Genomic DNA, 14,347 nt, shown 5'->3' on the forward strand with positions numbered 1-14,347 from the left:
GAGCCCCATGAAAAATCAAGCCTATCGGATGGCCATGCTCTATGACTTTTATGGGGATCTTCTCACGCCGCGGCAAAAAGAGTTCTATGATCTGTACTATAACGATGATCTTTCCCTGGCGGAAATCGCGGAGAACTATGACATCACCCGGCAAGGGGTGCGGGATATTATTGTTCGGGCGGAGAAAACCCTGGAAGACATCGAGGAAAAAACCGGCCTGATCCAGCGTTACCACCGGACACGGGCCACCACTGCCGCGCTCCGCAGCCTGTGCAGTCAGCTTCAAGCCCTGAATCAGGCCAGATTTATGGACCGGGAGCTGGATGACTTGGGCAGACAGCTCAGCGACGCCATTGACGATTTGGAGAGGGAGTGAGGTTCCATGGCATTTGAAGGTTTGACTGAAAAACTCTCCTCCGCATTTAAAAAACTGCGGAACAAAGGCCGTCTGACAGAATCAGACGTCAAGGAAGCCATGCGGGAAATCCGTCTGGCTCTGTTAGAAGCCGATGTAAGCTACAAGGTTGTCAAAGATTTTATCAAAGCAGTGACGGAAAAAGCGGTGGGCACAGAGGTGCTGGAAAGCCTAACCCCTGCGCAAGCCATTGTGAAAATTGTCAATCAGGAGTTGGTTTCCCTTATGGGAGGCGGCAGTGCAAAAATTACCATTGCCTCCCAGCCACCAACTGTGGTGATGATGGTGGGTCTGCAGGGCGCTGGTAAGACCACCAACGCCGCAAAGCTGGCCGGCCTGATGCGGAAGCAGAATGGGAAACGCCCTCTTTTAGCTGCCTGTGATATCTATCGTCCCGCCGCGATCCAGCAGCTGGAGGTGGTAGGAAAGCAACTGGACATTCCAGTATTTCAAATGGGGCAGGAAAATCCCGTTACCATTGCGGAGGCTGCCATTGCCCATGCGAAAAAGCACGGAAACGATATGGTGTTTCTGGATACTGCCGGTCGGCTGCATGTGGACGAAGCCCTGATGGAGGAACTGCAAGCGATCAAGCAGGCCGTGCAGCCCAGTGAGATCCTGCTGGTGGTTGACGCGATGATCGGTCAGGATGCCGTCAATGCGGCTAAGGCCTTTGACGACGCATTGGACATTGATGGTGTGGTTCTCACCAAATTAGACGGCGATGCCCGTGGCGGCGCCGCCCTGTCCATTAAGGCGGTGACCGGCAAGCCCATTAAGTTTGTGGGCATGGGGGAAAAGCTGGATAATATCGAGGTGTTCCACCCAGACCGGATGGCCTCTCGAATCCTGGGTATGGGCGATGTGCTGACGCTGATTGAAAAAGCAGAGCAGCAGTTTGACATGCAGAAGGCCCAGGAACTGGCAGAGAAGCTGAAGAAAAACCGCTTTACCCTGCAGGACTATTACGATCAGTTGGTCCAGGTTAAGGGAATGGGTTCGATGGATGAACTGCTGGGCATGATGCCTGGCCTCAATGCCAAGGCTCTGGAGGGAGCCACCATCAACGAAAAGGCGCTTTCCCGGACAGAGGCTATTATTCTCTCTATGACACCACAGGAGCGGGAAAATCCCGCCATTTTGAACAGCAGCCGGAAAAAGCGGATTGCCGCCGGCTGTGGTTTGCAGGTGGTGGATGTGAACCGTCTGCTGAAAGAATTTGGCATGATGCAGCAGATGACCAAACAAATGACCAAGCTCTCCGGCAAGCGCCGGAAAGGAAAATTTGGGAAATTTCCTGGCGGGCTTCCCGGTCTCCCCTTTTAGGTAACTTGGTTGGTATCCGCATACGCGGTTCCATAGATAAGAACGCAATTTATTTGGAGGTGAAAGAATATGGTTAAGATTAGACTTCGCAGAATGGGCTCCAAGAAGAACCCCTTCTATCGTATTGTGGTGGCAGATTCCCGGTATCCCCGCAACGGCCGCTTTATCGAGGAGATTGGCACCTACGATCCTCTGCAGGAGCCCTCTGCCGTTAAGGTGGATGCCGAGCGTGCGCAGGCTTGGATCAAAACCGGCGCTCAGCCCACTGAGACCGTGAAGGCGCTGCTGAAAAAGGCCAACGCCATCTGATTTGGAGGGCACATGAAGGACTTGCTCACTTATATCGCCCAAAATCTGGTGGAACACCCCCAGGCCGTGGACGTACAGGAGACGGAAACGGACGGTAATGTTGTGCTTGAGCTCCGGGTCGATCCCAGCGACATGGGAAAGGTAATTGGCCGGCAGGGCCGGATTGCCAAGGAAATCCGCACGCTGATGCGCTCTGTGGCCCAGCGCCAGGGCAAAAAGGTTTCCGTCGAAATTATGGACTAAAGAATGGCGGCGCTTTTTGCGTCCGCCATTTTTTCATGGAAAAGGAGGGCGTTGCCTTGAAACACCGATATTTGGAAGCCGGTAAAATTGTCAATACCCATGGGATTGCAGGTGAAGTAAAAATTCTGCCCTGGGCAGATGACCCTGCGTTCCTGTTGGATTTCGATACCCTTTACATTGACGGCCAGCCTGTGTCTCTGCTGGGGGCCAGGGTCCATAAAAACTGTGTGCTGGCCAAGCTGGCTGGGATCCATGACATCAATGAAGCCATGAAACTGAAGAATAAGGTGGTTTTCATCGACCGTGAGGATGCAGAATTGGAAGAGGGCGCGTTTTTTCTGGCCGACCTAATGGGGCTGGAGGTCAGAGATGCCGACAGCGGAGAGGTGTTGGGGCAGATTGCGGATATCCTCACCCCTCCTGCCAGCAATGTCTATGTGGTAACAGGGGGGAAGCAGGATCACATGATTCCCGCTGTCCCGGAGTTTATTGTCGAGACCAATATTGACGAGGGATATCTCAGGGTTCGCCTCATTGAAGGGATGTGAACGGGATGGATTTTCTCTATCACATTCATATTATGACGTTATTCCCCGATGTGGTTGGTGACATGCTCTGTGAATCCATCCTGGGGCGTGCCCAAGAGCGGGGCATCATTCGTGTCGATTGCCACCAAATTCGGGACTATACCCTCAACAAGCAAAAGCAAGTGGACAACTATCCCTACGGCGGCGGCCATGGGGCAGTGATGCAGGCCGATCCTCTCTACCAGTGTTGGAATCATATCTGTCAGGAGGCAGGAGAACGGCTTCACACCATCTACCTCTCCCCTGCCGGCACGGTGTTTCAACAGGCGGATGCCAAGCGCCTTCAGCGGGATTACCAAAGCCTGATTCTCGTCTGCGGCCACTACGAAGGCATTGACGAACGGTTTATTGAGGAATGTGTGGACGAAGAAATTTCTTTGGGTGATTTTGTTTTGACCGGCGGCGAAATCCCCGCCATGGCTGTGGCTGATGCGGTCTGCCGTCTGGTGCCTGGGGTTTTATCGGATGCCGCGTGCTTTACCGATGAGAGTCATTGGGACGGCCTATTGGAATATCCTCAGTATTCCCGCCCAGAGGTCTGGCATGACAGACGAGTTCCGCCCATCCTTCTCTCCGGTCACCATGCCAACATTGCTAAATGGCGTCGAAAACAGGCCCTGATCCGAACCCGAGACCGTCGTCCGGATCTCTATCAAAAACTGGACCTCACTTCCAAGGCAGATCAAAAGCTGCTGAAGGAAATTGCGTTGGAAGAACAAAACAGTTAAAAATCACGGCTGCGTTTGATCGCAGCCGTGATTTTTTCGTGTCTGAAACGCCTCAGATCTTATTTATTTACAACGAAGGTTTCCTCTGTCAACTCATTGTACTTGCCGCGCTTGACATAGTGCGTGTGCAGATACTCATGAGAGGCATGACATCCGGGCTCACCCCACTCTTTATAGAAGTCCATCAAGGACTTGTTCTCGTGGGACTTACGAACAACTTTGCGCTCATCCTCGCCATAAATCGCTTCCATTCTCTTCTGGCGGACAATGTTGATGTCCTCCTGGGGCCTGGGCTGCCCGCCGCCGGTGATACAGCCGCCGGGACATCCCATTACCTCAATGAAGTGGTATGGAGAGGTCCCCTCCTTGATCTGTTCCATCAGCTTGCGAGCTCCGGCAAAACCACTGGTAACAGCAATTTTTACCTCAAATCCCTCTGCGGCACGCCATTCTGGCTTCACATTTTCCAGCTTGATGGTCGCCTCCCGAATCTCCTCCAAGCCCACAATGGGAGAGACATGGAGGTTGGGGAACGGAAGCTCCCGTCCCGTGATAATCTCATACACGGTACGCAGAGCCGCCTCCATCACACCGCCGGTGACACCGAAGATGTCGGCCGCGCCAGTGGAGAACCCGAGAGGATCATCGAACTTTTCTTCTGGCAGCCCCAGGAAGTTGATGCCCATGGCCTTAATCATGTCTCCCAGTTCTCGGGTGGTGAGCACCGCATCCACGTTGGGGACACCGTCATTCTGCATTTCAGGACGGGCACACTCCGTCTTCTTGGCCGTGCAGGGCATAATGGAGACCACATACATATCCTCCGGTTTTTTGCCCAGCTTCTTGGCGTAGTAGCTTTTCACCACTGCCCCAAACATCTGGTGAGGAGACTTGCAGGTGGAGAGGTTCTCCAAATGTTCCGGATAGTTGTGCTCAATAAACTGAATCCAGCCGGGGGAACAAGAGGTCATCATGGGCAGCGTAGCCACACCGCCGGAGAGAACCGCCCGGAACCGCTCCAGGAATTCGGTCCCCTCCTCCAGAATGGTCAGGTCTGCTCCCCAGTTGGTGTCAAAGACATCGTCAAATCCCATCCGATGGAGTGCCGCAGCCAGTTTCCCGGTCTCACAGGTTCCAGCGGGGAGACCAAAACATTCCCCAATGCCCACACGCACCGCAGGCGCAGGCTGTACCACCACGTGCTTATTGGGGTCATTGATCGCCCGAAGGACACGATCCTTATGGCTGGTCTCCTTCAGAGCGCCTACCGGGCAAACCACGACGCACTGACCGCAATAGGTACAGGCTGTGTTGCCAATGGGAAGCCCAAAGGCAGGCGTAATCACCGTCTGGAAACCGCGGTTTTCCGCAGTCAGGATGGAGGTGGTTTGAATCTTGTTGCAGACACTGACGCAGCGGCGGCACAAGATACACTTATTGGGGTCCCGGGTGAGGGATTCACTGACATCAATGGGACGCAGATCGCGCTCCCCCTCATAGGGAGACTCCTCTACCCCCAGTTCCCGGCCCAGCGCCTGAAATTCACAGTCCTGGTTTCTGGCACAGGTCAAGCACTTTTTGTCGTGATTGGAGAGGAGCAGCTCATACATGGTTTTCCGGGCTTCCTGTACCTTGGCGTTGTTGGTCTCAATAACCATACCGTTCCGGGCCTCCACCATGCAGGAGGCCTGCAAATTCTTTGCAGGAGGGTTGATCTGTTCCACCACACAGATCCGGCAGGCGCCATATTGGTGGATGCCCTCCAGATAACACAGTTTCGGGATATGAATGCCGTTGCGCTCCGCCGCCTGCAGGATGGTGCTGCCGGCGGGTGCGGTACATTCTTTCCCGTTGATCGTGAGTTTAATCTCTGCCATGACTCTTACCTCCTGTCGCAACGCAGGCAGCGGCTGGCTTCGGCACGGGCATCCAGCTCATGCATGCCAAGGTTTCGTTCACAGAAGCTGCCAACTGCTTTTTCCGCCTCGATCTGTCTTGTCAGGAAGCGGTTATGGGGAACAATATCACCTTCAATGTGATAATCTGTAATCTCTTGATCAAAGCCCTTTGCCAGGACACCTGTCCCGCCCAAATACTTGTCAATTCCGGAGGCCGCCACTTTTGCCTCGTGGACCGCATTGACAATATCCTTGGGACCGCGGTGGGCGTCTCCGCCGACAAAAACACCGGGCATTGAGGTTGCCTGGGTATAGCGGTCCGCCACAACCCGGTCTCCATTGAGCTGAATGGTCCCTTTGATGAACTTGGTGTCAGGGGTCTGGGAGATGGCGGGAATGGCAATATCGAATTCCTCCACATAAGTCTCTCCGCTGGGGACCGCTTTACGGCGGCCGGAGCTGTCAAACTGCCCCAGCTTCTGCTTCATAATGCAAATGCTGTTGAGTTTGCCGCCGATTCCCACAAAGTCAGTGGGGTTGACCAGAGTGCGAATTTTTACGCCCTCTTCCAGTGCGTCTTTAATCTCCACTTTGTCTGCGGGCATATCTTCCTCTGTCCGACGATAGAGCATCACCACTTCTCTGGCCCCCAGGCGAACCGCTGTTCGGGCGGAGTCGATGGCGGTGTTGCCGCCGCCGATGACTGCAACCTTCTTTCCCGTGAAGTCCAGGTCCCGCTGGAGGATAACCCGTTTCAGGAAGTCCAACCCGTGATAGACCCCTTCCAGATCCTCTCCGGGGATTCCCAGCTGCAGTGTTTTCTGTGCGCCGATGGCAATGAAAATCGCATCATAGTTCTTTTGCAGGGAACGGAACGACACATCTACGCCAATCTTGGTGTTCAAAATGATGTTGACGCCTGTCTTCTTGATATTTTCAATCTCCCGCTCAATGATATTCAGGGGCAGGCGGTAATCCGGAATGCCATAGGTCATAATACCGCCCGGCCGGTTCTCTGCCTCATACACGTCCACATGGTAGCCCAGCCGTGCCAAATAATATGCACAGGTCAAACCAGACGGTCCGGCACCAATGATTGCCACATTCTTGTTCAGCTGTGCCACAGGCTTAAACTCCTCATCGGAGGGGAAGCCCTGGGCATAGGCCCAGTCGGTGGCAAACCGTTTCAGCTCACAGATGTTCATGGCTTCATCCACACTGCCGCGGCGGCAGCGGCTCTCGCAGGGATGGGTGCAGACACGGCCGCAGATGCCGGAGAACGGGTTATCCCGAAGCATAATCCGGGCGGCTCCCATGTAATCTCCGGTGGCAATTAGGCTCATATAACCGGGGATGTTGATGCCCGCAGGGCAGGTGTTTTCACAGGGGCTGGAGACAAGCTCTCCGCAGACCCCTGCGGAACATCGCTTCTCCACAATGTGCTCCTCGTACTCCTTTCGGAAATACTTGATGGTGGACAGGACTGGATTGGGTGCGGTCTGACCTAAGCCGCACATGGCGGTGTCTTTGATGATAGCCCCCAAATGTTCCAAGGTTTCGATGTCCCCCGGCTTTCCTTCTCCAGCAGTAATCCGGTTGAGGATCTCCAGCATCCGTTTGGTGCCAATTCGGCAGGCGGTGCATTTTCCGCAGGATTCCTCCTGAATAAAGTCCAGATAGAACCGGGCGGTATCCACCATGCAGGTGTCCTCGTCCATGACAATCAAACCGCCGGACCCCACAATCGAACCCAGCGCGGCCAAGGATTCATAGTCCAGAGGCGTATTGATATTTTCCGCAGTGATACAGCCGCCGGAAGGACCGCCCGTCTGCGCGGATTTGAACTTCTTTCCGTTGGGAATCCCCCCACCGATGGAATAAATCACCTCAGACAGCGGGGTCCCCATGGGCACTTCTACCAGACCGGTGTTGACAATGTTGCCGGAAAGAGCAAATACCTTTGTGCCAGGGCTCTTCTCCGTCCCGAACTGACGGAACCAGTCTGCCCCCTGCAGCATAATGGCGGGCACGGTGGCCAAGGTTTCCACGTTGTTAATGATGGTGGGCTTGCCAAACAAACCGCTCTGGAAGGGGAACGGCGGTTTCTGTCGGGGTTCCCCTCTCTGCCCTTCCACAGACGCCATCAGCGCAGTTTCCTCACCACAGACGAAAGCACCTGCGCCAATCCGAATTTCGATGTCAAAGTCAAAACCAGAGCCGAAGATATCTTTCCCCAGCAGGCCTTCCTCCCGAGCCATCTCCAGTGCCGCCTGGAGACGCTCCACGGCAATGGGATACTCCGCCCGGATATATACAACGCCGTGGGCCGCGCCAATGGCATAGCCGCCGATGAGCATTCCCTCAATGACACTGTGGGGGTCTCCCTCAAAGACAGAGCGGTCCATAAACGCGCCGGGGTCCCCTTCGTCAGCGTTACAAATGATGTACTTTTCTTCCCCAGGCTCATGGTAAGCAGCTTCCCATTTGACGCCAGCGGGGAATCCTGCGCCGCCACGGCCCCGGAGGCCGGACCGCTTCAGCTCTTCAATGACCGCCATCCGGTCACCTTTTTCCAGAATCCGGGCCAGAGCCAAATAACCATCTTTGGAGACATAGCTATTGATGCAGTTGACATCAATCAATCCGCAATTCCGCAGCGCAATGCGGACCTGGTCCCGGAAAAAGGCCACATCATGGATATTGGAGACCCGTTTCTTCTGAATGCTGTCATAGAAAGTATATTCTGTGACCGGTTCTCCCCCAATAAAGTGCTTCTGCACAACATCTTTGACCCGCTCCGGGGTCATCTCCGTGTAATAAGTCTCATCGGGCAAGACGTAGACCACAGGGCCCACCGCACAGGTCCCCATGCAGCCTCTTTCGATCACGGCTACTTTGTCAGAAAGTCCTGCTTTTTCCAGCTCTTCCACCATGGCGTCTCGGACATTTTTACAGCCGGAAGACATACATCCTGTACCGTAGCACACCATGCACAGGTGTGTATATTGCCCCATCTTTTCCAGATAGGCCTCCTTCATCTGCTGAAGGTCTGCAATGCTTCGAATCATCCCTGTGCACCTCCCTCGGCCAGTTCTTCCACAGGCTCCTCATACTGAGCCAAAATTCCTCTGAGCTTTGCAGGTGTAACCTGCTTGTAAACCTCATCATCCACCATCATGGCAGGGGCCAAGCCGCAGGCACCAATACATCGGGCAATCTCAAACGTAAACTGGCCGTCCTCGGTGGTTCCACCAACCTCTACATCCAATTCACGCTTGATGGCATCCACAACTTTTTTGCCGCCTCTGACATAGCAGGCAGTTCCCTGGCACATCCGAATCGTGTGCTTTCCTCTCTTTTGCGTGGAGAAGAAAGAGTAGAAACTTACCACGCCGCTGACCTCGGACACAGGCAGGTCCATGCCGTCGGCGATGAACTCCTGCAGCTCCATGGGGAGATAGCCAAAAATCTCCTGGGCTGCGTGGAGCACCATGATCAGAGATCCTTCCTTTTCTTTGTACTGCTCAATCACCTTGGCAACCGCGTCATACAACGCTTTTTCATCGGTGCCGCAGGTGGCGCAGACAATCTCTGGTCTTTCGTTCATAGTTTTCCTCCTTTTTGCCACGGACACGATATGGGCAGTCCGGGGGCAGTTTGACAAGCCATTTGCGGCTAAAAAAAAGAAACGGTAGGCGTATGGAACTTTGACGCGGTGCTCCTTCCCGGCTACCACGCCGCCCGACAAAAAAGAATTCTTTCTGGAACTGATGAAAGAAGCCTCAAAGCCGAAAACGGATCTCTCTGCACAAACCCGGGCAAGCATGTCAGAATTGAACTCTTCCTATCTATATTGAAATCCGTTGTATCAAATTCAATTATATGGTTCCTATTTATTTTTGTCAATTATAAAATGTTCCTAAAATGCCATTCGCCCTTCCGAAAAATTCATTATGACCCTATATTTTGTGCCAAAACCACACAATTCTTCAAAAAACCTTCCAAAATAGAAGGATATAATGCAGACAGGAAGCGGCCATCTTGCAAAGATGGCCGCTTCCTGTTCTGGCAAGGAAATAGAGACACAAATCGAGTTAATTTATGGAGATAATAAAACAAACTGTCAAAATAGACTTCACGCAGTCGCTGTACTCTGCTGTACAAATGCAGCTGCCTGAGACATCACGGCTGCAAAGCTCTGTACATCAAAGCCTGGAATTTCCTGAAATACATTGCCCAGGCGCTGATGCAGGCACTGCCGAAATTCTTCGGCCAGGGCACGCCCCTTCTGTTCCAAGTGAATGATCCAGGAGCGGCGGTCATTCTCATCCAGGCAGGTCGATAAATACCCTTTTCTCCGCAGAGAATCCACCATGCGGCAAATGGATGAGACTGAGAGCGGAAGATTGGTTGCCTGAAGCTTCTTTTGGGTGCGAGCATCGGGATACAGCGCCAGGTGGACCAAGACAAGCATCTCATTCTCTGTTAAATGATGTTCCTTTCCCAGGTCAGATAGAATGCAGCGATATTGGTCTGTTAAAACATAACAGGCGTTGATCACAGCAAATGAGGCATCCCCGTTACAGAGGGACGTGCTGTCGGCTCTCATTTTAGTTCCCCCTTCAAATATGACAAAATCGCCGGAAACGGCTGTTTATTACAGAGGAAACTATAACACTGGAAACCACTTTTTGCAAGCAAAAAATTTATTCTTTCATATTTTTTGTAAATTTTCACGATTATTTTAGGGTTGTCACGGGATAAGATGCAAAATAATGCTCTAAAAATGAATCAATTTATGCAAGAAGGAAATGTTTCTGTCATTTTTTTCCTGTTCTTGCATCAATGGCAACATCCTGAGCTTTTGAAAATTCCCCCGTTTTGTTCTGTTCTGAATTGATCTGTGGTATAAAAATAGGATCTGCTATTACAAGCAGATCCTATTTTTGCATTGTGTTAGGTTCCCAGATAAGCTGCTTTTACCGATTCGTTGGCCAGCAGTTCCTGCCCCGGCCCAGACATTGTGACGCGTCCTGTCTCCATAACATAACCCATATCCGCTGTCTTCAGTGCCATGTTTGCGTTCTGTTCAATGAGAAGGATGGTAACGCCTTTTTTGTTGACCTCTTCAATGATCCGGAAAATTTCCCGGACCACCAACGGAGCCAAGCCCAGAGAGGGCTCATCCATCATCATGACCTTGGGACGGCTCATCAGCGCCCGGCCAACGGCCAGCATCTGCTGCTCACCGCCGGACAGAGTGCCGCCGGCCTGCCATTCCCGTTCCCGAAGGCGGGGAAAGAGACTGAACACCCACTCCATATCTTCACTGATGTCATCCTTCCGAAGATACGCGCCGACGCGGAGATTTTCCTTGACCGTCAGATCCGCAAAAATCCGCCGCCCTTCCGGAACCAGCGTAATACCCCGGGAGACGATCTCAGTAGGGTTTTTTCCCGTGATGTCTTCTCCTCGAAACAGGATTTTTCCGCCCTTGGGCTTCACCAAACCGGAAATGGCCCGCAGCGTGGAGCTCTTGCCTGCGCCATTGGCGCCGATCAACGTCACGATCTCCCCTTCCGGTACATCAAAGGAAATCCCCTTAACTGCCTCGATTCCCCCGTAATTGACTTGTAAGTTCTGAATGCTGAGAATTGGTTCACTCATCTTCTACCACCCCCAAATAGGCGTCAATCACGTGTTGATTTTTCTGAATCTCACTGGGCAGTCCCTGTGCAATCAGGCTGCCAAAATCCAGCACGTAGATCCGGTCGGAAATGTTCATGACCAAGTCCATGTGGTGCTCGATGAGCAGGATGGTCAAATGGTGTTTGTCCCGAATTTCATGGATAAAGTCCGCCAGTTCCAGGGTCTCCTGCGGATTCATCCCGGCAGCCGGTTCATCCAGCAGCAGGAGTTTGGGTTCCGTAGCCAGGGCCCGGGCAATTTCCAGACGCCGCTGGAGGCCGTAAGGCAGGCCTGTGGCCAAAGCGTCTCGGTGCTGCCACAATCCCTGCTCCCGCAGCAAAGCCTCGGTTTCCTCCCGCATGCGGGCCTCTTCCTTGCGGCTGATCCGGAAGGTGGAAGAAAATACATTGTGCTTGGCCCGCATGTGCTTGGCGATAATCACATTGTCAAAGACAGTCATACTCTTCCACAGACGGATATTCTGGAACGTACGGGCAATGCCCATTTTCGTGATATGGTCGGGCGTTGGGGCCAGAACATGGTTTGAAAACACGTAATGATCCCGCTGCTTCTCCTCTTCTTTTGTCTTTTGGCCTTCCAGCTTGTACTCGCTGGTATATAGCAGTCCATTTTCTCCCTTGTATCCCTTCTTCATCTTCCCTTGGGGATGATTGCGGAGATAGACCTTATCATGGAACAGTGCCTGGCCATTGGTGGGCTGGTAGACGCCAGTAATCACATTGAATGCCGTCGTTTTTCCAGCACCGTTCGGGCCGATGAGGGCGACGATCTCTCCCTTGTTCACCTCCAGGGAGAGGTTATTTACCGCCACCACGCCGCCAAACTGCATGGTGATATTTTCTAACTGCAAGACGTGTTCCCGCTCACGCATCGGTGTCGTCCCCCTTCCCTTCGGTCTTTTCGGGCAGCTTTGCTTCTTTGGATGCCTTCCGTTTTCTCGCCTTTCGAATCATTCCCGAGAAGGAGAGCTCCTTGTCTCCCATAATGCCCCGGGAGAAGAAAAGAACAATGATCATAATAACAACGGAGAAAACCACTTTTCGGAAACCATCTCGGAAGAAGGGCACCGACATCCCCATAAAGGAACCGCTGTCCAGGAAGCGCAGCCACCACTCCGAGCAGGCGATGTACAGGAAGGAGGCCAGACAGCTTCCGGTGATGGAACCGATGCCACCGATTACCACGATCAGCAGAAGCTCGTAGGTCATCGTGGAGGCAAAGGGATCCGCCTGCACGGTTGTCTGGAACATAGCCAGCAGCGCCCCTCCCACGCCGGCAAAGAAGCTGGAAATAATAAAGGAGAGCATCTTGTGCTTGAACAAGTTAATGCCCATGGCTTCCGCGGCCACTTCATCATCTCGAATGGACTTAAATGCCCGGCCATAGGAGGAGTTGACCAACAGGACGATAATCACAATGCTCAGCGTCGCAATCAAAAACGGGAAGATGGTATCCAGTTGGAAAATGGTGCCGCCTATCTGAATTTTAATGTCATGGAAGTTGGTGTATTTCCGCAGCAGGTTGGAGCCATTGGTGATCTTTCCCAAGCCATTCCACTGGAAAATCGCCCGGATAATCTCTGCAAAGCCCAGTGTGGCAATGGCCAAATAATCGCTCTTCAGCCGCAGGACGGGGATGCCGATCAGCGCGGCAAATACAGCGGCCACCAATCCGGCGATCACAATGCAGATGATCGCACCCAAAAAGTTTCCAGCATTGGCGCCAAAGACATTCCCCAGCATTTCCGGAATGGAAAACTGAATCGCGCCTCCATCAAAATACTGATACACCGAGGCGTGCTGCTCCGCCGGGATGGAGAAAATGGAAAAGGCGTAGGCGCCAATGAGCATGAAGCCCGCCTGTCCCAAAGAGAACAGGCCGGTGAATCCATTGAGCAGGTTCATGGACACGCAGACCAGCGCGTAAATTGCCCCCTTCTTCAGCACCGTAATCAGCATAACGGTGGTGGAATTGCTCGGCAACGCGTTATCCAGCATGAAAAGGAAGACATACAGGGCCACCAGTAAAACGATGGCGATCAGGCTCCCGATCTTCTTATCGGAGGTCATTGCAGGTCGTAATCTTTTTCCCATCATTACCACCTCACACCTTGTCCGTGGACTTCTCACCGAAGATGCCGGTGGGCTTGACCAACAAAATGACGATCAAAAGGACAAAGGTAAACGCATCAGAGAATTCCGTCAGCCCCAGTCCCTTGATGATATTCTCACAAATTCCGATGATAAACGCGCCGATGACCGCACCGGGAACCGAACCGATTCCGCCGAACACCGCTGCCACGAAAGCCTTCAGACCGGGCATGGCACCGGAGGTGGGAATGACCGAGTTATAGTTGGTGAAGTAGAGCAGAGAGCCGATAGCAGCCAGGAAGCAGCCGATCACAAAGGTCATACTGATCACGTTGTTGATCTTAATGCCCATGAGCTCACTGGTCTCAAAGTCCCTGGAGACCGCCCGCATGGCCATTCCCGTCTTGGTCCGCTTGATCATCAGCACCAGCAGCAGCACCAGAACAATGGTCAGAATTGGTGTGATGATAGTAACCATCTTGGTGGTGGCGGAACCGATCTGAACCTGTTCCGACAGGAAAGGAATGGTGGGATAAATCTGCGGCAGGCCGCCTGTGAAATACAAGGCGCAGTTCTGCAACAAATAGGATACGCCGATGGCGGAGATCATTACCGACATTCGGGGCGCTGAACGGAGAGGCTTATAGGCCACCTTTTCAATGATAACACCAATGGCTACCGTGACCACCACCACCAGGACAATGGAAACATAGATCGGCAGGGAGGCGGTTGCGTAAACCATAACCAAGCCCGCCACCATAAACACATCGCCGTGGGCAAAGTTGATCAGACGGAGGATGCCGTAGACCATGGTGTAGCCAATGGCAATCAGCGCATACTGTCCGCCGACGGAGATGCCGGAGAGCAAGTAGGGCAGATTGGCAGATAAAAATTCAGACATCGCAGTCTCTTCTCCTTCTCTCTTGATTTTGGGGAGCGCATCGATCCGTTTCTCAGAAACGGAAGGTCCTGTGGAACGCATAGATACGTTCCCAACGGGAAGCTTTCACACAAGATAGAAAATCCTGTCGAAGGGAATCCT

14 protein-coding genes are annotated in these 14,347 nt (G+C 52.9%); 6 read left to right on the plus strand and 8 right to left on the minus strand.

Annotated features, from left to right (window positions below; all coding sequences use genetic code 11):
• The first annotated feature begins 7 nt into the window (after window positions 1-7).
• The 6 genes from ylxM (at window position 8) to trmD (ending at window position 3,608) form a co-directional block, all read left to right on the plus strand.
• A complete protein-coding gene (gene ylxM / locus DV520_RS01540; RefSeq protein ID WP_117141550.1) occupies window positions 8-376 on the plus strand; it encodes a YlxM family DNA-binding protein in 369 nt (122 codons plus the stop codon).
• A 6-nt stretch (window positions 377-382) separates the two neighbouring features.
• Complete coding sequence (gene ffh, locus DV520_RS01545) at window positions 383-1,741, plus strand: signal recognition particle protein (RefSeq protein WP_117141551.1); 1,359 nt, start codon at window positions 383-385, stop codon at window positions 1,739-1,741.
• Between the two features lie 69 nt (window positions 1,742-1,810).
• The gene (gene rpsP / locus DV520_RS01550; RefSeq protein WP_021919662.1) at window positions 1,811-2,050 is read left to right on the plus strand and encodes a 30S ribosomal protein S16; all 240 of its coding nucleotides are present in this window, start codon (window positions 1,811-1,813) and stop codon (window positions 2,048-2,050) included.
• Window positions 2,051-2,062: 12 nt separating this feature from the next.
• Entirely contained in the window at window positions 2,063-2,293 is a 231-nt protein-coding gene (locus tag DV520_RS01555) for a KH domain-containing protein (RefSeq protein WP_021919663.1), read from the plus strand.
• Window positions 2,294-2,349: 56 nt separating this feature from the next.
• The gene (gene rimM / locus DV520_RS01560) at window positions 2,350-2,841 is read left to right on the plus strand and encodes a ribosome maturation factor RimM (protein WP_021919664.1); all 492 of its coding nucleotides are present in this window, start codon (window positions 2,350-2,352) and stop codon (window positions 2,839-2,841) included.
• A gap of 5 nt (window positions 2,842-2,846) precedes the next feature.
• The gene (trmD, locus tag DV520_RS01565; protein ID WP_242984618.1) at window positions 2,847-3,608 is read left to right on the plus strand and encodes a tRNA (guanosine(37)-N1)-methyltransferase TrmD; all 762 of its coding nucleotides are present in this window, start codon (window positions 2,847-2,849) and stop codon (window positions 3,606-3,608) included.
• A 59-nt stretch (window positions 3,609-3,667) separates the two neighbouring features.
• Here the strand turns inward: trmD and DV520_RS01570 are convergent, their stop codons facing one another.
• The 8 genes from DV520_RS01570 to DV520_RS01605 all read right to left on the minus strand — a co-directional run bounded on the left by DV520_RS01570 (window position 3,668) and on the right by DV520_RS01605 (window position 14,206).
• Window positions 3,668-5,485: an NADH-dependent [FeFe] hydrogenase, group A6 gene (locus DV520_RS01570; RefSeq protein WP_117141552.1), complete on the minus strand. Its 1,818-nt coding sequence runs from the start codon at window positions 5,483-5,485 to the stop codon at window positions 3,668-3,670.
• Window positions 5,486-5,490: 5 nt separating this feature from the next.
• A complete protein-coding gene (locus DV520_RS01575) occupies window positions 5,491-8,574 on the minus strand; it encodes an FAD-dependent oxidoreductase (protein WP_021919667.1) in 3,084 nt (1,027 codons plus the stop codon).
• Window positions 8,571-9,113 (minus strand): NADH-quinone oxidoreductase subunit NuoE family protein, encoded by a 543-nt coding sequence (locus DV520_RS01580; protein ID WP_021919668.1) that lies wholly within the window; start codon window positions 9,111-9,113, stop codon window positions 8,571-8,573. Before DV520_RS01580 ends, DV520_RS01575 begins: the two co-directional genes overlap by 4 nt.
• Before the next feature lie 528 nt (window positions 9,114-9,641).
• On the minus strand, window positions 9,642-10,115 hold the full coding sequence (locus tag DV520_RS01585) for a MarR family winged helix-turn-helix transcriptional regulator (protein ID WP_117141553.1): 474 nt from the start codon (window positions 10,113-10,115) through the stop codon (window positions 9,642-9,644).
• 347 nt (window positions 10,116-10,462) lie between these two features.
• On the minus strand, window positions 10,463-11,161 hold the full coding sequence (locus DV520_RS01590; protein WP_117141580.1) for an ABC transporter ATP-binding protein: 699 nt from the start codon (window positions 11,159-11,161) through the stop codon (window positions 10,463-10,465).
• Between the two features lie 4 nt (window positions 11,162-11,165).
• Complete coding sequence (locus tag DV520_RS01595; protein ID WP_117141554.1) at window positions 11,166-12,086, minus strand: ABC transporter ATP-binding protein; 921 nt, start codon at window positions 12,084-12,086, stop codon at window positions 11,166-11,168.
• A complete protein-coding gene (locus DV520_RS01600; RefSeq protein ID WP_242984619.1) occupies window positions 12,079-13,308 on the minus strand; it encodes a branched-chain amino acid ABC transporter permease in 1,230 nt (409 codons plus the stop codon). Before DV520_RS01600 ends, DV520_RS01595 begins: the two co-directional genes overlap by 8 nt.
• 10 nt (window positions 13,309-13,318) lie before the next feature.
• Window positions 13,319-14,206 (minus strand): branched-chain amino acid ABC transporter permease, encoded by an 888-nt coding sequence (locus DV520_RS01605; RefSeq protein ID WP_021919673.1) that lies wholly within the window; start codon window positions 14,204-14,206, stop codon window positions 13,319-13,321.
• Window positions 14,207-14,347 lie beyond the last annotated feature (141 nt).

The sequence above is a fragment of the Evtepia gabavorous genome, from assembly GCF_003425665.1.
Taxonomy (GTDB): Bacteria; Bacillota; Clostridia; order Oscillospirales; family Oscillospiraceae; genus Evtepia; species Evtepia gabavorous.